This is a genomic window from Pedobacter heparinus DSM 2366 (assembly GCF_000023825.1).
Lineage (GTDB): Bacteria > Bacteroidota > Bacteroidia > Sphingobacteriales > Sphingobacteriaceae > Pedobacter > Pedobacter heparinus.
The window spans coordinates 873,151-893,932 of sequence record NC_013061.1 but is presented as its reverse complement, the minus strand read 5'-3'; the positions used below and the strand labels follow the sequence as shown (position 1 = coordinate 893,932).

General features: G+C 44.4%; 12 protein-coding genes. 2 read left to right on the top strand and 10 right to left on the bottom strand.

What is annotated here, in order from left to right; translation table 11 throughout:
• The 10 genes from PHEP_RS03820 to PHEP_RS03775 form a co-directional block, all read right to left on the bottom strand.
• Nucleotides 1-2,352 carry a TonB-dependent receptor gene (locus PHEP_RS03820; protein WP_012780931.1) on the bottom strand — a complete coding sequence of 784 codons (2,352 nt, stop codon included), beginning with the start codon at nucleotides 2,350-2,352 and terminating at the stop codon, nucleotides 1-3.
• A gap of 44 nt (nucleotides 2,353-2,396) precedes the next feature.
• Nucleotides 2,397-4,331, bottom strand: a complete 1,935-nt coding sequence (locus tag PHEP_RS03815) for an ATP-binding protein (protein ID WP_036675148.1) — start codon at nucleotides 4,329-4,331, stop codon at nucleotides 2,397-2,399.
• A gap of 104 nt (nucleotides 4,332-4,435) precedes the next feature.
• Entirely contained in the window at nucleotides 4,436-7,141 is a 2,706-nt protein-coding gene (locus tag PHEP_RS03810) for a GH92 family glycosyl hydrolase (RefSeq protein ID WP_012780929.1), read from the bottom strand.
• Between the two features lie 11 nt (nucleotides 7,142-7,152).
• On the bottom strand, nucleotides 7,153-9,126 hold the full coding sequence (locus PHEP_RS03805; RefSeq protein ID WP_012780928.1) for a sialate O-acetylesterase: 1,974 nt from the start codon (nucleotides 9,124-9,126) through the stop codon (nucleotides 7,153-7,155).
• 4 nt (nucleotides 9,127-9,130) lie between these two features.
• Nucleotides 9,131-10,333, bottom strand: coding sequence for a DUF4185 domain-containing protein (locus tag PHEP_RS03800; protein ID WP_162141682.1), 1,203 nt, complete (start codon nucleotides 10,331-10,333; stop codon nucleotides 9,131-9,133).
• Between the two features lie 17 nt (nucleotides 10,334-10,350).
• Entirely contained in the window at nucleotides 10,351-11,145 is a 795-nt protein-coding gene (locus tag PHEP_RS03795) for a lipocalin family protein (RefSeq protein ID WP_012780926.1), read from the bottom strand.
• Between the two features lie 25 nt (nucleotides 11,146-11,170).
• On the bottom strand, nucleotides 11,171-12,535 hold the full coding sequence (locus tag PHEP_RS03790) for a sugar porter family MFS transporter (RefSeq protein WP_036675146.1): 1,365 nt from the start codon (nucleotides 12,533-12,535) through the stop codon (nucleotides 11,171-11,173).
• Between the two features lie 10 nt (nucleotides 12,536-12,545).
• Nucleotides 12,546-14,309, bottom strand: coding sequence for a class I mannose-6-phosphate isomerase (locus tag PHEP_RS03785; protein ID WP_012780924.1), 1,764 nt, complete (start codon nucleotides 14,307-14,309; stop codon nucleotides 12,546-12,548).
• Nucleotides 14,310-14,348: 39 nt separating this feature from the next.
• Nucleotides 14,349-15,833, bottom strand: coding sequence for a RagB/SusD family nutrient uptake outer membrane protein (locus PHEP_RS03780; RefSeq protein ID WP_012780923.1), 1,485 nt, complete (start codon nucleotides 15,831-15,833; stop codon nucleotides 14,349-14,351).
• A gap of 17 nt (nucleotides 15,834-15,850) precedes the next feature.
• On the bottom strand, nucleotides 15,851-18,967 hold the full coding sequence (locus tag PHEP_RS03775) for a SusC/RagA family TonB-linked outer membrane protein (protein ID WP_012780922.1): 3,117 nt from the start codon (nucleotides 18,965-18,967) through the stop codon (nucleotides 15,851-15,853).
• 326 nt (nucleotides 18,968-19,293) lie between these two features.
• Here PHEP_RS03775 and PHEP_RS03770 point away from each other — a divergent pair, with 326 nt between their 5' ends.
• Together PHEP_RS03770 and PHEP_RS03765 are read left to right on the top strand one after the other, a co-directional pair.
• Nucleotides 19,294-20,025, top strand: coding sequence for a GntR family transcriptional regulator (locus PHEP_RS03770; RefSeq protein ID WP_012780921.1), 732 nt, complete (start codon nucleotides 19,294-19,296; stop codon nucleotides 20,023-20,025).
• A gap of 6 nt (nucleotides 20,026-20,031) precedes the next feature.
• Nucleotides 20,032-20,742, top strand: a complete 711-nt coding sequence (locus PHEP_RS03765) for an SMUG2 DNA glycosylase family protein (RefSeq protein ID WP_012780920.1) — start codon at nucleotides 20,032-20,034, stop codon at nucleotides 20,740-20,742.
• Nucleotides 20,743-20,782 lie beyond the last annotated feature (40 nt).

The following is a 20,782-nucleotide window of genomic DNA, read 5'->3' as shown; positions in this document are numbered from 1 at the left end:
CTAAAAAGCGTAGCCAATGGAAAGGTTAAACCTCCGGCCATTTCCCCTTACATAATTGATACCACTTCCGTAAAATTGGGATATGCTCGGATAATAGCTTTTGTTCAACAGGTTTTCTATGCCCAGATTTGCTTTTAAAGAAGGAATAAGCTGATACGAGGCAGCGATATTAAAGAGGTCAAATGCCTTTACGGGCCCTTCACCAATCAGGTATTTGCCACTGGCATTGGGTTTAAAACGGTCCCTGCTGCCTATGCGCATCCAGTTTACATCAATAAGCAGATTTTTAAGCCCGGAATACTTCACATAAGCAGTAGTTTTTGCCGGGGGAATACGGGTCGTATTTAAATAAACATCTGTGGGTCCATCAAACTTTCCATCATTGTCAACATCACCTTTTCCTTCCACTTTTGCGTAGTTACCTCCTATCGTTAACGATTCCAGCAGTTGGTAGTCGGCCTGGATCTCGTAACCATAAACCTCTTCGGGAATCCTTTGAGAAATATACTTTCCATTAACCTCCAGTAAATTTGCACCCAGTTTAGAAGTACTGTAATAATAAGCTGCACTTAAGTTAAACTTGCCAATAGTGCTGCTAAAACCACCCTCATAATTGTTTACAATAATCGGCTTGGTTTCCAGCTGGGCAAGGGTATTGCTTTCTGCTGCCCTAAGCACCCTGCCCAGTTCAAATACAGAGAACGATTGCGCATAACTGATGAAAGGGTTAAAAAACTTAAATTTAGAATACCGCGCACCTGCATTAAACACAAGCGCATTGTAGTTTAAAGCACCTCCCTTTACAGCAATGCTTCCGGCGCCATTGGCCCCCGTTGCCAGGGTATTAAAATCATCCACGTCAATATTGATATTCTCTGCTCTTGCCCCCGCTTTTAAAGTCAGGTCGGTAAACAGGTTTGCCGATGCCTGAAAATAAGGTGCAAAGTTTACCATGTTCATTTTTGGCACCCAGCTTCTCCCATCAACCAGGTTTTGGGCGGTTTTATCATTCATCAGGTCCAGGCCATAGTTGATTTGCATCGGAACCAATGGCCTAAGCCTAAATGGCGTATTCAGGTTTACACGTGCACCCTTTTTTGTAGAGGTGATGGCCGATTGCCCGCCTTCATAAAAAGACGTTGAATTAGAATAAATGGTATAAAAGTCCTGAAAATACAGGTTCGCTGTCAGATCGGTATGCCCAAAAATTTCGCGATTGCTATACTGAAGGTTTGCATTGTGGTTAAATCGGGTTCCCTCATCTACGCCAAGCCTGTTGCCCGCCACGCCAATGGCAGGAGATTCTCCATAAACACCTGCTTTGGTAACATACCTGGAATCCTGCCTGGAACTAAAATAATTATACATCAGCTCCAGCCTTTGTTTGGCCGTAATGTCGTAGCCTATTTTTGCAAAGCCGTTATAGGATTTTGTTTCTCCAAGTCCGTATTCCGGCGAAATAACCAGTCCTTCCGCATCACGGAACACCCCTGTTTTCTCAAACATACCACTTACAACGTAATCGAACTGCTCTACTTTACCATAAAACTGCTGGGTTGCACGATAACCAATGGTACTGTCTCCCTTCAGGTTGCCTGTTAAGCCAATTTGCGAATACCCGCCAAAAGATTTTCCTGTGTTCGCCTTTTTAGTGATATAATTGATCAGTCCCCCTTCTGCACCATTGCCGTAAATAGCAGTAGCGCCTTTAATCACTTCTACCCGCTCAATAACAGATGGGTCTATGCTCCGGATGTCCCTGCCTCCAGCCCTTAATGGGGTCGACTGCGGAATACCATCAATCAGTACCAGTACATTTCTGCCACGCAACGTTTGCCCCGAATTACCCGTTTGATTGGTTGATGCACCTAGTCCGGGTACACTATAAGAAAGGATATTGGCAAGGTTAGGACTGATAATGGATTGTGTTGCAATATCTTTTGCTGTAAGCACAGTAACCGAAGATGGCGTTTGAGCCAGGGACTCTGCCCTTCTGCTTGCAGAAACAATGACTTCATGTAAATCTGCATTCGCTTCTGTAAGTGTAAAATCAATTGTCGAAACCTGATCTGTATTTACAAGCAACTGCTGTTCCTGGTTGTTGTAACCTGTAATAGAAACACGGATAGTTCGGTTTCCTGCGGGAACATCATTTAAAGTAAACTTTCCCGATTTGTCGGAAGTGGTTTTGAGCTTTAATCCTTTTACCTGGATATTGGCAAAAGCAATCGCATTTTTCAAAGAATCTGTAAGACTGCCATTTACCGTACCCCTACCGCTTTGGGCCATGATATTTATAGGAAGGATGAACACGAGAAGGAAGAGCGCAAGGTTAACCTGAATATATTTCATGCGTTGATTTTATCTGCGCGCAAATATAGACCTATTTAGATTTATTAAAAATAAAAAAAGAAAGTAGTGCCATTTCCAGGAGTACTGATCAGCCACAGCTTGCCATGGTTGGCTTTTATAAACTCCAGACAAAGCATTAAACCTATCCCTGTACCCTTTTCTCCGCTTGTTCCGTAGGTAATGTCCAGATTTTGTTTTAAAAACAGGGCTTGCTGCATTTCAGTAATTCCTTTGCCCTCATCTTTTACTGAAAATATTACCTTTTCCGGATTAGATACATCTGCATTGACCCATATTGTCTTTCCGGGATAACTGAATTTGATGGCATTGGAAAGCAGGTTCCTGATGATAAAATCAAAGTGGTCTGCATCACCACTGATCCTAAGCTCTGCTGCAACGGTATTTTCTATCCGCAAAGACTTATCTGTAACCTGTTTATTCAATGCGGCCAGATTTTTCTGGATATAGGTAAGGGGACTAAAATGGCTGGCTTTCACATTGACACCTTTAAGCTGGGCTTCTCCCCAGTTCAGCAAGGCATTCAAGATCTCAAGTGCTACATCGCCCTGTTTCCGCATGGCCGAGATCATCTGATGGAGCTCTTCCAGGCTCAGTTCCTGTTCGTCCATTACCGCAAGCAGCTGGGTAATCCCCCCCACAGGATTACGCAGGTCGTGCCCTATAATAGAAAATAACTGATCTTTGATCCTGTTGCTTTCTATAAGCCTTTTGTTCAACATACGGGTCTTATAAAAATAGAAAGCTGTAATTGCCAAAATAACAAATGCTGCAATGGCCAATCCGATACCGATGTTGCGCTGGTAGGTTTTTTCCTGGTTGCTTAACTCCAGGCTTTCAATATGCGCCCTTCTGGCCGCAAGTTCATAACTGTTTTGCAATACCAGGAGCTTATGTGCTTTGTTTATATTGGACAGGCTATCGTTTAACCGGTGGTGCATCTCTAAAGCATTTAGCGCTTCTTTATGCATAGACTGCTGGTTATACAGTTCGGTAAGGCCTTTATAAATTTCTGCCGACAATTGTTTATGGCCAATTTCCTGTGCAAGGTCCAATGCAGTTTTCAAATGCTGAATTCCTTTTTGTGCATCTTCATCTTTCACCGCTCTTGCCATTACCAGCAAAGACCTTGCTTCATCCTCCTTCAGGTTGTGAGCCCTGGCATTTTGCAAACCCATGCGGTGATAAACTAAGGCTTCTTTGGCACTGTCAAGCGTATCCAGCATATGGCCTGCACTGTGCAAAAACCGGATGTGTGTTTTAACAGCTGCCGGACTACTGCTTTTTTCAATTCCTTCCCTATAATACCGCAAAGCTTCCCGCGGAAGTCCTTTTTTCACATTCAGGCGGGCCATATTGTTCAGCAACACAAAATAATCGTCTTTAACTGGTTGGTCTTTGTTGAGTTGTTTGGCTTTTATGTAAAAAGCCATAGCTTGCTTCAATTGGTGATCAAGTTCATTTACCTCGCCAAGCCGGGTATAAACAGCTACCATACCCGGTGTATCGGCCAGGGTCTTATAAAGGGCTAAAGCCTGCCCCAATTGCTTCATTCCCAATTTCGTCCGCCCCTGCCCGGCTTCCAGCATGCCCAGCTGTGCATGTGCCGCAGCCTGCCCGGATCGGTTTTTTAATTGCTTATAGATGACCAGTACCTCTTTCTGGTAACGGCTGGCAAGTTCTAGGTTCCCATACACTTCATTAATAGCCGAAAGCTGGTTGATCAACAAAGCTTCGCCCAGCCTGTAATGCAATTTCTGGGAAAGCTGCAGGCCTTCCCGGGCATAATGCAGTGCCGAATCAGGCTTGCCCTGCTGATAAAAAATACTCTTTTGAATATATTGCTGAATCTTTAAGCTGTCCTTTTTCGAAATCCTGGGTGGCTGGCGCTGGTCAGCACTGCGGCCACAGGCAGCCATGGTTATTAAGGAAAAAAGAACGTAAAAAAGGGGATGCTTCATTTTTACAAAAAATGGATTTAATGCCAAGTTAATTTATTGAACTGCATTTACCCAAAATTGTTTTAAACTTCAGAATTTTTAACTGTGTTTTATCTGTGCTGATCTCATTTAGTCCCCCATTCTTTATTGGGCTCCTGCCCAAGCCAGATTTCAAGCTTACCTCCCTTTGCAAAATCGGCATGGCTAAACCAAAAACGGTTCAGCGCCTTACCATTTAGTGTTGCTTTCTGGATATACCTGTTTTCTCTGGAATTGTTATAGGTAATGATGTCAAATTCTTTTCCGGTATAATACCTGGGGTCGAGGCTGATCCTTATCCTGTCAAAAATTGGACTGGTGATTTCATAAACAGGCGCAACTGCTGCATTGCCCTGCAGATTGAACAGACCTATAGCCATCAGCGCACTCAGTGCCCCCATTTGTCCCTGGTCCTCATCATGTCCGCCATAGCCCAGATCCGGACTGGTACCTCCATAAGCCTGCTCTCTTACTCTGCGTACCCAGTATTGTGTTAACCACGGCTTACCCGCATAGTTAAACACATGCGCATTGGAAAGACCAGGCTGGTTGGCATAACTTACATAACCATCGTTATAGGCAAAAACAAAATCCTGGGGGGCTGCTTTTTCAAAAGCGTAATTCAGCTTATTACACAAACTGTCATTGCCACCCATTAGTTTTGCCAGGCCGGGAATGTCATGTGATACACCCCAGGTAGCCTGCCAGGCATTTGCCTCTATAAAACCGGCGCCACTTAAAGGATCATTACTTGTAAAATGCCCAAGGCTATCCTTAGGAAACAAGAGGTTCTGTGCAGGGTTAAAACAGTTTTTCCAGCTTTCAGAACGTTTTAAGAAATAATTGTAATCGGTTTTGCGGCCCAGCTTCTTCGCCATCTGCGCAACTGCCCAGTCCTGAAATGCAGCCTCAATGGTAATTCCCGCATTGTTTTTCCACCAGCCGTTCTTAATGTAAAATTCAACATCAGTATTGCTGCCCAGCATTCCGCCTGGCATCTGGTTGCGTTTTAAAACATCAAAAGCATGCCTGGCATCCACTTTTGTCAGTAACCCTTTCTGATAGGTTCCTGCCACCAGGTTGGCCGTCGGGTTACTGGTCATGATGTATGAATAACCCCCACCGGAAGGCCCTCGGGGCAGCAAACCTCCATTATCCGCATACTGGATCATAGAGGCCGACAGTTCATCCTGTACTTCAGGCCAACCCAGCCCCCATAAAATATTCAGGTTCCATTGGCTTAGCCAGAAAGCATCCGAATTGTACATATGGTATTTTACCTTGCCTTCTTTAGTTTTAGGCAAGGTTTTTACTTTAAAAATGGCATCGGTAAAATTGCCTTCCCGCTTACCGGTAGTGCGGTCGGGATAATCACCGGATACATCATCAAGCTTTTGGCGGCCCAGCAAAACATGCCATAAATCTGTATAGAACTTGATTTTCTGATCCTGGGCGCCACCTTCCACCTCAATTTTACCCAGCCATTCGTTCCATACCTTTCTCGAATCCTGCCGCACTGCATCAAAATCCCAGCCCGGGCATTCTGTATCCATGTTTTTCCGGGCATTGGCTATATTGGTATAGGATAGGGCAACCTTCATTTTAATTTCATCGCCCGCCTTTACGTTATATTTTGCACTCACACCTGCCTCATCGCCCTGTAAAGCAGCTATATTCTTCAACAGGTCTTTCCCCTTCCAGCCATCCAGTGCATCCACATCACGGTTAAACTGTACCACAAAAAAAACTTTGACATCCTTTGGGCCGCCCCAATACCTTTTTACAGAACTGAAAGAACCCCGAAACTCCCGGTTATTGATCTTTTTCAGTTCGGCATCGGCCATAGTACTGTTGCCCATATAACCACCCAGATTTACCAAAACCTGGGCCTGCATATCCTGCGTATATTTAAACCGGTAAAAAGAAACCCTTTCTGTACTTGTCAGCTCCACCCAGGTTTTGGGTGTACGCAGGTATACCCGCTGATATCCGGGCTGGACAATCTCGTCATCATGGCTAAATTCCGATTTCCAGGTCTGTTCCCCGCCCCGCGGATCAACTGCTTCTGATGCCGGCATCACTTCAATACCTGAGATCATCCAGGTATGGATCTGCCCGAAACCCAGGATCTCATTTTCGTTATAATTGTAACCCCCGCCATTCTGGTTTTTATTGCGGGTATGCGGGGCAGCACCTACCATTCCAAACGGCCTGGATCCGGTTATGAAATAAAAATACCGCCCCCTGTTCGTTTCTATATAAGGATCAACCCAGCTTACATAATCGCTTTGCGCGGTTCTGGCCGTAAACACTTCTATTTCAGAAAAACCCAGGTCTTTGCCCTTGCCATCGGTTACGACAAATTTTACCCAGGATACGGCTCTGGGACTAAACTGTACCAACCTGGCGGTTCCGTTATTGGGGATCTGGTTTACCCATACTACTGTGCCATCGCTAAACTCCAGCCGGCCGCTTGCAATGTGTTCACTCAATGAAGGCCGGTCGTACAGCACTATCCTGTCAATGGTATAATTTTTATCCCAGTCTAGCCTGATCCATGGGAAACGCACATACCCCCAATCTGTTGTTACACCTTCACAAGCCCATTCACCTTTATTTTCAATGCCGGTGAGGCCATCCTTAACATGATTTGCGCTGAAGCTGGCATTCAGCACTGAGGAAGCAGAAATGCTGGCCAGCGGAGCAATATTATCTGTACCTGCCACAGCAGTAAAACTAATTAAAAATAAGACTGCAGGGCAAATGGCCCGTTGTAGGAATTTTCTTAACATAATGTGCGTACTTAAAAGACCCAGGGATCTTCAGAGAATAATTTATGAGCTGTTTTGGCGGGCAGCTGGTCTGTCCGGAAAGGAGCTGCGGGCAATCCGCTGCTGTTGTACAGGTTAAGTTCGCCGGGATTGTCAGACCAGGCATAGCGCACTGAAACAGGTTTTTTAATCCCATCCCAATACACGATCACGCTATTGTTCCGGATAAAGGCTTTTGCCCAGTGAAACTTGTTGCTACTATCTGCGATGGCAAAACCTTCGATATATTCATGTTTACTATAAAGCTGATCTGTCCCCTTCGCATAATGGACGACAATAGAATCCCCCTTGATTTCCATACCCGCATAGGTTGGGCCTTTACTGATAATATTTTTATGATAGGCGGTATGCAAAGCTTCAAGTGCCAGCCGCCGGCCTACATCCATTTTATTTTTGGGGTGGATATCACCCGCCTCACCAATGTCGATAAGCACGGCCATACCGGTATTGGGCAAGGCCAAAGCTTTTGCCTGGGCTTCACGCAGTTCTGCCCAGTCGCTTTCTCCCGGCTCAGGCTTTTCCGCCATATAATTGGCCAGTTGGGCAAATATAAAAGGTACATCACCCTGTTTAAATTGTTTCCGCCAGTCCCTGATCATAGCCGGAAACAGCTGCCGGTATTCAACTGCACGGCCAGCATTGGATTCGCCCTGATACCAGATAAAACCCTTAATGGCCATTTGTGTAACCGGGGCAATGTTACCATTATACAACACTGCAGGTGTAGAAAAAGGGCTTACATTTACCACATGAGGTTTCGGAAAGGTAGCAGCATCTATTTTCAGGTCTTGCTGGTAACTCCATTTACCCAGCAAAATGGGATTGCCCCAGATGGCACCTGAATACATTCCACCTTTACCGCCAATGTCAAAGACCCTTATTACAATCACATTATCCGTTGGTTTTAGCATATGGGCAGGCACCTGGTAATTGCGCCAGTTCTGGTTACCAAAACCTTCGCCAACTTTTACACCATTGATCCAGACCATATCATAATCATCTATCTGGTTCAGCTGGAGCAGGAAATGTTCAGCTTTAAAATCTTTAGGCAGATCGAATGATTTACGGAACCAAACCGCCCCATCAAAACCCGGCAGCTCCTGGTCTTCCCACCAGGAGGGGACTTCTATGGTTTTCCATGTTGAAATGTCAGTTTCGGGCAGGTACCATTTTTCTTCCATCCCCTTTCCTTTCCAATAATACTTTTGCTCCCATTCGGGCTTCATCTTTTCAAATGCCGTAGTAATTTCTTTAAAACTTTTGGCCGGTGCCAGGTAAGCATCGGCATAAGGCTTAAATTGCGGGAAGGGAGAAAGTGCAGCAGCACTCATCCAGGTTTCTATACTGGTAGCCCCCAGGTTAATGCTCAGCAGTCCAATCGGCACATGAAGTGAATCGGCCAGCGCAAGGCCAAAGAAATAAGCAGTGGCCGAGAAATTATGGATACTTGCTGCTGAGGCACTTGTCCAGTTGCCACCGGCAAGGTCTTTTTTAGGCACATAATCCATATCTATGCTTGCAGTAAACAAGCGCAGGTTAGGGTTATTGGCTGCAACTGTATCTTTTGGAGTGTAGCCGATCTGATTTAAGGTGTATTGCATGTTCGACTGTCCGCCACAAATCCATACATCGCCAAATAGTACATTTTTTAAAGTAATGCTTTTTGATTTCCCTTTAATGAGTATTTCATAAGGTCCTCCTGCGGCTTGTGCGGGCAATTTAATGTTCCAGCTCCCGTCTTTACCGGTAATGGCAGTATAGTTGAGCGCCTTAAAGCGCAGTGTAATTTTTTCTCCTGCAGCCGCAAAACCCCATATAGGTACTGGTTTATCGCGCTGCAATACCATATTGCTTTGAAAGAGCTGCGCAAGTTTTAACCCTGCATGAGCAGTTGCAGCCATACTACCCATCAATATCAGCAGAAAAACTTTCCTGAACGCAGCCATCTTTTTAAGGTTTAAATTTAACGTTGATGAATCTTGGTCGGTAAAGGTTAGGGTACAGCAGGATGTCCTTATCAAAATCAAAGGAATTGACATTATAGCTGATCAGCAGTTCACCGGGTTTGGATAAGCTGGGATGTGCCTTCGCATTATAGGAGAATATTTTGGGTGCAAGCAGATCAGCCTTGCTATCGTATAAATTGATGATGGGGCCAAAAGGCCCCGCCGGACTGCTACCCAGGCGCATGCCGATCACTGAGCTGATCCCATCTACCTGGAAAACCAGGGCATAGCGCCCATCAGGGATTTCGCTTACACTCAGCTCGTTCGACACCCTGTCGGTAACCCCTTTAGAGGCCTGGATATCCGGATTCCACTGTTTTCCGTCCCAAAAACGCCATTTCTTAAAATCCTCAAAATCTTTTGGCAGTACTCTGGAAACGATCAGGCTTTTACCTGGTCCCTTAACCCCGTATACATATACATAACCATCGGGGTTTTTAGCGCCAGCTTTTGCAGTATTTACAAATATACCGCTGCCATAAGCAGTTGGCTCTCCACCGTCTTTAGCCGCAACAAATAAAGGAACATCCAATTGCCGCTGGTCTTTATAAGGTGGTTTACTGCCTTTAGGCAATACAATAAGGGTAGTACCCACATGCTCAAAACCAAAAGGGGTCTTTCCTTTAATATCCCTGATCCGATACCCAAAAATATAGGTCTGTCCCTTTAGTTCCTGATTTACAAAACCATCGCCCAGCCAGTAATAATCACCCGCTTTGGTACGTGCTGTTTTAGGGATAAAAAGCGATTCCGGTTTGCCGTCTGCTTTTTTATCGATATGAAATTTAATACTTCCCTTAGGTACGGTGCCCTTTCTAAAAGTGGCCACAGAATTATGAGTCATCACAAAACCGGGTTTCAGTTGGTCTGCTTTAATTTCGCCCACCATAGTATCGCTAAACAATAGCGTAATTTCACCGCCTACGGCTTTATCGTTCCCGTTTGCCGGAATGGCAAAAATTCCATCTCCCCCAAACCAGCCCAGCTGTCGCTTAAAAATGTTGCTCCATTCGGGCGCCTCTTCTACACTGAACTTAACCTGTGTAAGCTCGTGCTGCTTTTGCTGTGCTTTGCCCGCAATACCCGCACAAAACACAAGTATTGCTATAAGTCCCAGTCTGCTATTTTTTAAAATGCTATGCCTCATCACCAATAAATTTAACATTAACGACCACTGGATTCATAGGTAAAAACAAAAAGTTCATGGTCGGTTTCACCAAATGCTGTAAGGTCATATGTGATGCTCATCACCAGTTTTTCTTTGGTTAAAGAAATTACCTTGTATTTATCATTTGTTATTTGTGCCGGATTAAACAACGCATGATAAGTAATGGTCAGTTCTTTCTCATCATCAGATAAGCTCCAGCCGTCATAGACATTAAATCCATCAAAAGTACAGGCAGATGTACCATAATTTACAGACATCGTTCTATCGCGGTTAAAAAGAAAAGCATCGTCTTTTTCACAATCCGTGATATTTTCTATGGGGGGATTTTTCTGCCACATCTTGGATTTCAGGTTCCATTTGTAACTGTACAAAAGCTGGGCGGCCGAAACAGTGGTATTCAATGTAAAGTCTTTCTCTGAGGCCAGTCCTTTGCTGTCTTCGACCCTGAAGTTAAAACCAACCAGCTTATCTACTTCTTCGGGCTGCAGTGTATATTTAAAGATGTATGTTAACGTACTGCCAGTACCGGCAACTTTCAATACACCAGCAGTTCCAAAGGTATTATCGGGTTTCAGGTTTACCCCCTTGGTAATCAAAAGGGCCGATAAGCCATTGGGTGACGTTACATTAACAGTTACCTCAAGCTCCTGACCTGATTTTCCTAAAAATTTCTCGGAAGACAGGGTAATTTTAGGTTGGTTTGGGTCTGGTTCAGCATCCTTTTTACAGGAATTAAAAACAACAGTTGCAAATAGTGCAAGGGCAGTAATCAAATAATAAGCTCTTTTCATCTTCAATTTTTTTTATTGTTTATAATTAAACAGTACCGGTTTTGTGCCATGATTTTTCAATTTCTTCCAGACTTTTCCCTTTGGTTTCCGGAACAAGCTTCCATACAAACAGAAAAGCGACGATAGAAGTGCCCATAAAGATCCAGAAAGTATAAGCGCTGCCGATAGATTTTAACAACATGGGGAAAAACTGGGATACGAAATAAACGGAGGCCCAGAGAAAGAAAAGACAGATGGACATGGCCCGGCCACGCACCCGGTTTGGAAAGATCTCGGCTATAACCACAAAGGTCAAAGGCCCTAATGACAAGGCAAAACAGGCAATATAGGCCAGGATAGCTACCAATACCAGGTATCCTTTAACGGCATCCATATGAAATGCCATGCCGATAATGGCCAGACAAATGGCCATGCCTGCTGAGCCGGCCATGAGCAGGCCTTTACGACCGGCGCGGTCTACATATTTAATAGCCACTATGGTAAACAACAGGTTGACCACCCCAACCAGTATAGTCTGCAATAAGGCTGAACCAGATCCATCGCCGGTAGATTTAAAAATTTCGGGTGCATAATACATGATGGCGTTGATGCCGGTAACCTGTGATACGATAGAAAGGATAATACCGATGATCAGTGCGGTTCTTAATCCCGGTTTAAAGAGTTCGGCGAAGGTACCCGTTTCGGTATGGATAGCCGCTTCAATTTCAGCTAATTCTGTTTTAGCCTTTGCTGCCCCATTAATTTTAGTCAGGATCTCTTCTGCTTCTTTAGCTTTCCCCGCCTGTATCAGCCACCTCGGACTTTCAGGTACAAACATAAGCAGGATAAAGAAAACCACTGAAGGTATGATGCCCGAGCCAAACATCCAGCGCCAGCCGGTATGGATGTTCCAGGCTTCGTCATACAAGCCGGCAATGCCCGCATTTACAAAATAAATGAGCAGGATACCCGTTACAATGCCAAACTGGTTAATGGAAACCAGGCGGCCACGGATAGCTGCCGGTGCACATTCTGTGATGTACATGGGCGAGATCATAGATGCAATGCCGATACCCAGTCCGCCTAAAATTCTGAATACCACAAACCAACTGAGTTCATGCGGCATCGCAGTACCTACAGATGATACCGCAAAAAGGATGGCGGAAAGGATGAGGATCTTTTTACGGCCAAAGCGGTCGCTCAGGTACCCCGCAAACATTGCTCCTGTAATGCAGCCTACCAGGGCACAGGAGGCGATCCAGCCCATCATAGCCGGCGAAAGGTCGAACCGCTGCTGGATAAAACCAATGGCTCCGGCCACAACTGCCGTATCGTAACCAAACAATAAGCCACCTACTGCCGCAACAATCGTGATCTTATATACATAACTCATATTTCCTTGTTTTTCCACCTGGATGTGTTTAAAGTTTGTAATTCATTAAATTTTCTGTCCGCACATAAGCCTTGATGGTTGCACAAGGTTTACCGGAAACATATGGTCTGATGGTATAAGCGCCTACCGCGGCCGGCACAATAAAGGTTTCAGCATAATGTACGATATATGGTTCAAAAGCTGCAGTCGGACTTTCTACAAGCGCAGCATCACCCTCAATCAGGTTCAGTACGTTCACAATCCCATTGGTATTGTGCGGCACTGTTCCTGTAAACCAATGGCGTCTGGTTTCTATAAATAAACCTTCGTGCAAACCTGTCCTTTCTTCCTTCCAGCCCTCAGCTGCTGCAATAGGCACAACCTGATTGATCAGATGATCTTTAACCCAATCGGTTGTCCTGTCCCATTGAATGACATTCCTGCCATGCTCCAGTGAAATCGGCCTTGGCTTACCATCCAGTCCCATACGTCCCCAGTCCCAAAGCTTAAAAGTAAAATTAAATGGCGTGGCACTGATTTCCAGTACCACACTATCAGCACCCGAGCAATGTACGGTACCTGCCGGAATAAGGATATGGTCATGTTTTTTAACCGGCCATTTCTCTACAAAACGCTCTGCATCGAAAGGCTGATCACCTTCCTGGGCCTGCTGCAATCCTTCGAGCATTTTTTCTGGTTCGATCCCTTCTTTTAAACCCAAATAAACAAAGGCATGATCCCGGGCTTCCATAAAGTAATAACTCTCGTCCTGCGTATAGGCTATTCCGAAGTGTTCTTTTGCATAGGCCTTTAAAGGATGTACCTGTAAACTCAGATTTCCACCCTCCATCGTATCCAGGAAATCGAAACGGATAGGGAATTCATCACCAAAAGCATCGAAAACTTTTTCGCCCAGCAAAGCTTCCGGATGTATAAATACCAGATTGATGGCTGGCATTTCAAACACCTGATCTTCGAAACGGAACAACAAACTGTTTTCCTCCGGCACACAATCGAAGCCCCAGGCATAATTGGATTTGGTCCTGTCCAGATCGCAAACCTCTTTAAGCCACTGGCCGCCCCATGGTCCGGGATCAAAAAACGGGACCACCCTGAACGGCCGACTTACAGCCGTATCCAATGCCTGCTTTGCTGCAGCACTGCTGATCATTTTTGGCTGGTTAGGGACAGTAGTATCCAGAAAATAATCAATAGAAGACCAGCTTTCTTTTTTATGCCTGTCTAATGCCTTCCAGTCTACAAAAAAAGCACGCTTATATTGATAAGAAAACTTATCATTTTGATTTTCAATACCCAAGTTACTAACTGTATTTGCTCTGAACCTTTGCTGAATTTCCCATCTTGGCATATCAGCATAGATCAACAGATCCGCATCCGGCGCGATTAAAGAAGCTCCCGGACCTATGACTACAACAAGACCATTTGTTACAGCAGAAAGTTCGTTTTGCAGATCCTGCACTTTTTGCGGATCTAAAAAGTCTTTGACGGTAAATGCACTCACATAGCCAAAAACAGGATCATCAGTTACAAAAGGCTGTACCATTGTATTGATTTGTTCTGCTGAAAGAAAAGTCTTTGCAACAGGCAGTAACTTAACCGGAGCCAGCGCCGCTTGTAATTGTTTTTCTATTTCATTGGCGTATACCCCCTGATAAGTATCTATAGCAATGATACTTTTATTTTTTTGTTCCACATGGCTGGTGATGAACGCGCATATAGCTGTCCATCCCGAAATGCAGACATGCCCTTTAATGGTTAACGCTGGAAATTTTTCAAAGTTTGATGTTTTCAAAACCGGTTTTTATAATTTATTGTTTAACAGATCCATTGCCTAGAAATCTAAGTTCTGGGTAAGATTTTCATTGATGTCCCGCTCCTGCTGTGGAATCGGGAACAGGTAATTTTTTGCTTTTGGCGTTACACCTGGCTTGGCCAGGGGTACCAAAGTTTCAAGTGTTCCGGTACGTGCCAGATCAAACCAGCGCTGCCCTTCGGCCACAAACTCCATCCTTCTTTCTTTTAAGACCGCTGTCCGGAAGGCCTCTTTGCTTAAATTACCATAATCGGGTACTGTATTCAGGTACACCGTACCATTAAAGCGCGCCCTTTTACGCACCATATTGATGTACTGTGCCGCCGTTCCCGGATCATTCTGTTCACTCGATGCCTCGGCATAGATCAGCAATACATCGGCATAACGGATGACCGGAAAATCATTGGCCGAACCATTTGCTTTAGGTTCTGCAACCCTGTCCCAATACTTCTGGATATAAGGCCTGATCTGGCTGGTGGTACTATTTTTATTGTGGATCTCGGTTACAAACGTAACCGACCTGCGGCGGTCGTCGATGTCATAAGTGCTGTATAAGTTCAACGTCGGGATTTGCCAGCCCTGGGCATTTTCTACCCCTTCTTCACTCAATGCTGCAGGCAACAAACGCACATTGAACTGTCCTACTTCCCAAAAGGAAATTGCACCGCCGCCATCACCAAACCCTACAGAAAATATAGCCTCTTTGCCGTTGCGGCTCGACAGTTTAAATACATCAGCATAATCGTCCCAAAGCTGATATTGTTTGGAATTGATCACTTCCAAAGCTTTTGCTGCAGCCTTATCATACACCTTCCTGGTCAGGTAAACTTTAGCAAGAATGGCTTTTGCTGCGCCCGAAGTCGCACGGCCTTTTCCATTGCCCGCAGGATAACTCAGTGGTAAAGCTTCAGCAGCACTAAGGTCGGCAATCACCTGATCATACACCGTCGCTGCAGCGGTTCTCGAAGGTTTCAGCGTTTCCACTTCTTTGGTTAACAGCGGCACATCCCCAAATAAACGCACCAGGTTAAAGTACATCAGGCCCCTTAAAAATTTAGCCTCATTAACCAGTCTGGTCCTTAATGTAGGGTCCATATTGATCAGCGGGATCCTTTCAATGGCAATATTGGCCACCGTAATGGTTTTATAATTCATCTGCCAGATCTCGAGCAGCGTTTTGTTTTGCGGGCCATTGGTAAAGGAAGACAACTGGTCCAGATCGGGCGTACCCAACTGATTGTTCAGCATCTCATCCGATGCCAGGCCGGCAGTAACCCAGAAAGAGCTATGGTAAACACCTGCAGTTGAACCTGTACTGGTAGAATTTAAATAGGCATACACCGCATTTACTGCGGCAATGGCATCGGCTTCTGTTTTATAAAAATTGCCTACAGAAACCTGGCTTTTAAGGTCTTCCTCTAAAAACTTTTTACAGGATGGCACCATCAGCACAGTTAAAAGAAGCAGGGCTGCTGTTCTGGTATAGTTTAAATAACAATTCATCTTTGCTGTATTTAAGGTTAAAAACCAACGTTAATTCCAAGACTGTATGTTTTTGCAATGGGGTAACCGCCCTGGTCGTAGCCAATTACAAAGCTGTTCTGTCCAAAAGTATTGGCCTCAGGGTCGTAGCCACTGTATTTGGTATGTGTCCAGAGATTTGTTGCACTGGCATACACCCTTACGTTGTTCAGTTTTATTTTCTGTACCCAGCTTTTAGGCAGGTTATAGGCCAGCGTCACATTTCTTAACCTGATATAAGAAGCATCTTCCACAATGGCAGTAGAAAATACGCCCTGGTCCAGACTGCCTTCGGATACCGCCCTCGGGTATTTGTTGCTGTGGTTTTCAGGTGTCCATCTGTTCAGCCCCCCTTCTTTCAGCACATTGGTCTGCCCGTTAAAGTTCAGCAGGTCGTAGGAGTTGAGATTGGCCATTTTATTGCCCTGAGAACCTTGAAAAAAGAAACTCAGATCTATATTTTTAAAGGAAAGCGTGTTGTTAAATCCCCAGGTAAAATCAGGCTGCGCACTGCCGATGATCGTCCGGTCACCCTCATCGATCACCCCGTCTTTGTTGATGTCACGGTATTTTCTGTCGCCAGCCTTAGCCCTCGAGGCCACATTGGCCGAATTGGCTTCCTGTCCTTTTAACACAGGGCTGCCTGCAGCTTCTGCGTCAGACTGGAAGATGCCTTCAAAGATATATCCGTAAAATGTACCTACGGGCTGCCCTACACGTAGCAGACTACCGGAAGAAAGGATATCAGCATTTTTATTGGCCAGACTGGTTATCTCATTTCTGTTGATAGAAAAATTGACAGAGCTGTTCCATTTTAATGCCCCGGTAGTATTTACCGTACGCAGGTCAAAATCAAAGCCTCTGTTTACGATGTTTCCAATATTTAACAGGGTTGAAGTAAAGCCGGAAGTAAGCGGAATGGGCGACGACAGCAACAGGTCATTCGTTTTTTTATGGTAATAATCGGCAGTAAGCGCAATGCGGTTGTCAAAAAAGGCCACATCCATCCCTATATCAAACTGACGTGTACTCTCCCATTTCAGGTTTTTATTGACGTAGGTAAGCGGCTCACGTCCGGTATAGATCTCCGAACCGTTAAAAACACCCTCTCCATAAGGGCCCACCAGGGCGAGCGACTGATAGGGCGCAATATTCTGGTTGCCGATCAGTCCGTAACTTACTCTTAGTTTCAGGTCAGAGAGCTGTTTTACTGTTTTCATAAAGTCCTCTTCCACCACCTTCCAGGCAAACGCTCCCGATGGGAAGAAACCATATTTTTTTCCTTCCGCAAATTTGGAAGAACCATCTATCCGACCTGTTGCTGTAAACAGGTATTTGTTTTTCAGGCTGTAATTGATCCTGCCCAGGTAAGAGATCAAACTCCATTGAGATTCATTATTGGTTGTCTTCTGCGGGTTCAGGGCAGTACCCAGATTATGATAGCCCGTCAGGTTATCAGGGAAATCAAACGCATAGGCAAACAGGCTTTCGTTATTGAAACGCTGCATGGTAAAACCGCCCAGAATATCAAATACATGATCTTCCTTAATCGTCTTGTGATAGGTAAGTGTATTTTCATTTAGCCAGGTTAACCCAGAGATATCACCAACAGAAGCTTCACCTTTACTGGCCTGTGTTCTTTTCAGGAAGTTTGGTCCGAAAGCATTTTCCTTGGAAGTAAACTGATCTATACCAAAGCTGGTCTTAAAATCGAGTCCCTCAACAATCTTGTATTTGGCGTATACATTACCCAGCAACCGCGCTATGGTACTGTAAGAATTGTATTCTTTAGCTTCTGCAATAGGATTGCCAAGTGTTTTACCCCTGTCGTTCTCGAAGGTATAACCACCTGCCACCGAGGCATCATAAACAGGCAATACCGGATTGAACAAAAGCGCAGCGCTGGTTACCCCCGGAACAATGGTTCCTGAATTGGTCAGCACCCCTGTTGAAGCTATTCTTGAGAAACTTAAACTGTTGCCAATGGTCAGTCTGCTACTCACCTCACGGTCCATATTGGCCCGGAATGCATATCTTTTAAAATCAGAATTTAAAATGATACCCTTCTGTGTAAAGTAACCACCAGATACCGCATATTTTGTTTTTTCATCGCCCCCTGAAAACGACAGCTGATAGCTGGCCATAGGTGCTGTACGTAGCAGCTCATCCTGCCAGTCGGTTCCCTTGCCCAGGTTTTTAGGATTTACATATATGGGCGTTGCGTTGGAATTCAGCTTTGCTTCGTTCACCAGGTTGGCAAATTGTTCGGCATCCAGCACCTCTACTTTGTGAGAGATTTCCTGAATGCCATAATAGCTTTCAAAAGTGACAATGCCGGCACCAGTACGGCCCCTTTTAGTCGTGATCAGCACTACACCGTTCGCACCTCTTGAACCATATATCGCCGTTGCAGAAGCATCTTTCAATATTTCTATGGATTCGATATCACTGGGATTGATGGAGGACAGCGGACTGATCCTGGGGCCCCGGGTTGCACCGGTACTCATATCTGCACCATCGCTGCTCACCAGCATCCCGTCAATTACATATAAAGGTTCATTTCCGGCATTGATAGAACTGGTGCCCCGTATCCTGATGGAAGTTTCAGCACCTGGCTTACCCGAAATCTGGGTTACCTGCACCCCTGCAGCACGCCCCTGCAGGGCCTGATCAAAGGAAGTTACCTGTGTTTTTTTAAGGTCTTCAGCTTTTATAGAAGATACGGAACCGGTAAGATCGCTTTTCCGGGCTATACCATAACCGATCACCACCACATCTTCCAGCGCTTTAACATCCTGCATCAGTTCAATATTGATCAGTTTCCGGCCGTTTACCGGAATCTCCTGTTTCAAAAAGCCCATTGAACTGAATACGAGAACTGCATTGTTGCCAGGCACCTGGATGGCATAATTGCCATCAGGGTTTGTACTGGTACTGGCCTTTGTTCCCTTTACAACAACAGTGACCTGAGAAAGGGCCTCCCCTTTGGCACCTGTAATTTTACCCTGCACGGTAATGGCAGACTGGGAGAAGGCCGGAAAGGCATAATTAAGGAGCAGAAAAAAAGAAAACAGGATTTTCCGTTCATGCTCGTTTATAAATCTAATACACATCATCGTGGAGATTAAGTAAAGAATTTGGTTAACAGGCTAAAGTTTATATTTGGTTTGTACATACATAGTTAATTATAATATTTTATAAAAACAAATATTCTTTACAACAATTTCCATTAAACAAAACACCTGCTACTATCTATTTATTAATCAATTACCAATTTAAAGCTGAAAAAACACTTCTATAAAGCATTAAATAAATAATTCTATAAATTCAGTAACAAAAAATAAAAACCATTAAAAACAATAATATGTACACACATATAAATATAATATGTACTTGCATATATTTTTAATATTATTGCATAGATTTTGATGAACATTTTAATATGAAACTTACAATCAATCACAAAAGTCAGGTTCCTTTACATCTGCAGGCAGAAGAACTTGTACGCAAACTGATCAACGACCCTCAGTTTAAGGATGGTAAGTTACTGCCCAATGAGGTTGAACTGGCCAGGCAGCTAGGTATTTCCAGGACTACTTTAAGGCAAGCCCTAAATAAACTGGTATATGAAGGACTCCTGATCAGAAAAAAAGGTGTCGGCACCAAAGTTGCCGATATGCCGGTAAGCTCCAAATCCAACAACTGGCTAAGCTTCTCCCAGGAAATGCAGGCCAGAGGTATTGCCATCAAGAACTTCGAACTGCATGTCAGCTGGGTTTATCCGGATGATAAAATCGCTGCCTTCTTCGAAATTTCGACAGACCAGAAAATCCTTAAACTGGAAAGGCTAAGAGGCCGGATGGAAGGGCCCTTTGTTTATTTTGTTTCATATTTTCATCCGCGGATCGGCTTAACAGGCGAGGAGGAGTTCAGAAGACCTTTATACGAAATCTTGGAAGCAGATCACCATGTAATTGCCCAATTGTCCAAAGAAGAGATCAGCGCAAAAGCGGCCGACAAATTTATTGCTGCCAAACTGGAAATAGAGCCCGACAGCCCCATTCTTTTCCGTAAAAGGTTTGTGTTTGACCAGAGCGATAAGCCTATAGAATACAACCTGGGCTATTATAAGGCCGATAGTTTTGTATATACCGTTGAAAGCCGAAAAGAGTAAGACATAATGATGACCTTTGCAGACAAAGTTATCCAGTTCAATAAAGACCTGTCCTATACCGGCAGCACATTACCTCCCGGCATACGTATCATGAACCCATTTAAGGAACATGAGCAAACGATGCACATTGTAGAAGCCTTTTATCATAAATACTACAACGACAATCAGTCCAGATACCTCATTTTAGGCATCAACCCTGGCCGGTTTGGCTCGGGACTGACCGGAATTCCTTTTACCGACCCAAAACGATTGATCACGGAATGTAACATCCCCTATTCCGGCAAATTATCACACGAACCTTCCTCAGTATTTATCTATGAAATGATCAATGCTTTTGGTGGCGCTGAAGCTTTTTACAAACAGTTTTACATCAGTTCACCCTGCCCCCTTGGCTTTACTTCTATTGCCGCAAACGGGAAAGAAAAAAACTATAATTATTACGATAGCAAAGCGCTGGAAAAAGCAGTTTATGAATTTATCATTGAAAATATCCGCAAGCAGCTAACACTCGGTATCACAACCGATACCTGCTTTTGCTTAGGTACCGGCAAAAACGAGAAGTTCCTGATGAAGGTTAATGCCCAATACAAATTCTTTAAAAGGATTGTAGCACTGGAACATCCAAGATTTATCATGCAATATAAAACGGCCAGTAAACAGTTTTATATAGACAAGTACATCTCAGCCTTTAAGGCCCTTAACAATTCTGCGATATAGACCTGAACTTACATGTTGTATGATCTTTGAAAAAATCCCC

What these genes read in the sequence shown, in the direction of transcription:
- PHEP_RS03820 (WP_012780931.1), bottom strand. Translation starts at nt 2,352, where the DNA reads ATGAAATATATTCAGGTTAACCTTGCGCTCTTCCTTCTCGTGTTCATC.
- PHEP_RS03815 (WP_036675148.1), bottom strand. Translation starts at nt 4,331, where the DNA reads ATGAAGCATCCCCTTTTTTACGTTCTTTTTTCCTTAATAACCATGGCT.
- PHEP_RS03810 (WP_012780929.1), bottom strand. Translation starts at nt 7,141, where the DNA reads ATGTTAAGAAAATTCCTACAACGGGCCATTTGCCCTGCAGTCTTATTT.
- PHEP_RS03805 (WP_012780928.1), bottom strand. Translation starts at nt 9,126, where the DNA reads ATGGCTGCGTTCAGGAAAGTTTTTCTGCTGATATTGATGGGTAGTATG.
- PHEP_RS03800 (WP_162141682.1), bottom strand. Translation starts at nt 10,333, where the DNA reads ATGAGGCATAGCATTTTAAAAAATAGCAGACTGGGACTTATAGCAATA.
- PHEP_RS03795 (WP_012780926.1), bottom strand. Translation starts at nt 11,145, where the DNA reads ATGAAAAGAGCTTATTATTTGATTACTGCCCTTGCACTATTTGCAACT.
- PHEP_RS03780 (WP_012780923.1), bottom strand. Translation starts at nt 15,833, where the DNA reads ATGAATTGTTATTTAAACTATACCAGAACAGCAGCCCTGCTTCTTTTA.
- PHEP_RS03775 (WP_012780922.1), bottom strand. Translation starts at nt 18,967, where the DNA reads ATGATGTGTATTAGATTTATAAACGAGCATGAACGGAAAATCCTGTTT.
- PHEP_RS03770 (WP_012780921.1), top strand. Translation starts at nt 19,294, where the DNA reads ATGAAACTTACAATCAATCACAAAAGTCAGGTTCCTTTACATCTGCAG.
- PHEP_RS03765 (WP_012780920.1), top strand. Translation starts at nt 20,032, where the DNA reads ATGATGACCTTTGCAGACAAAGTTATCCAGTTCAATAAAGACCTGTCC.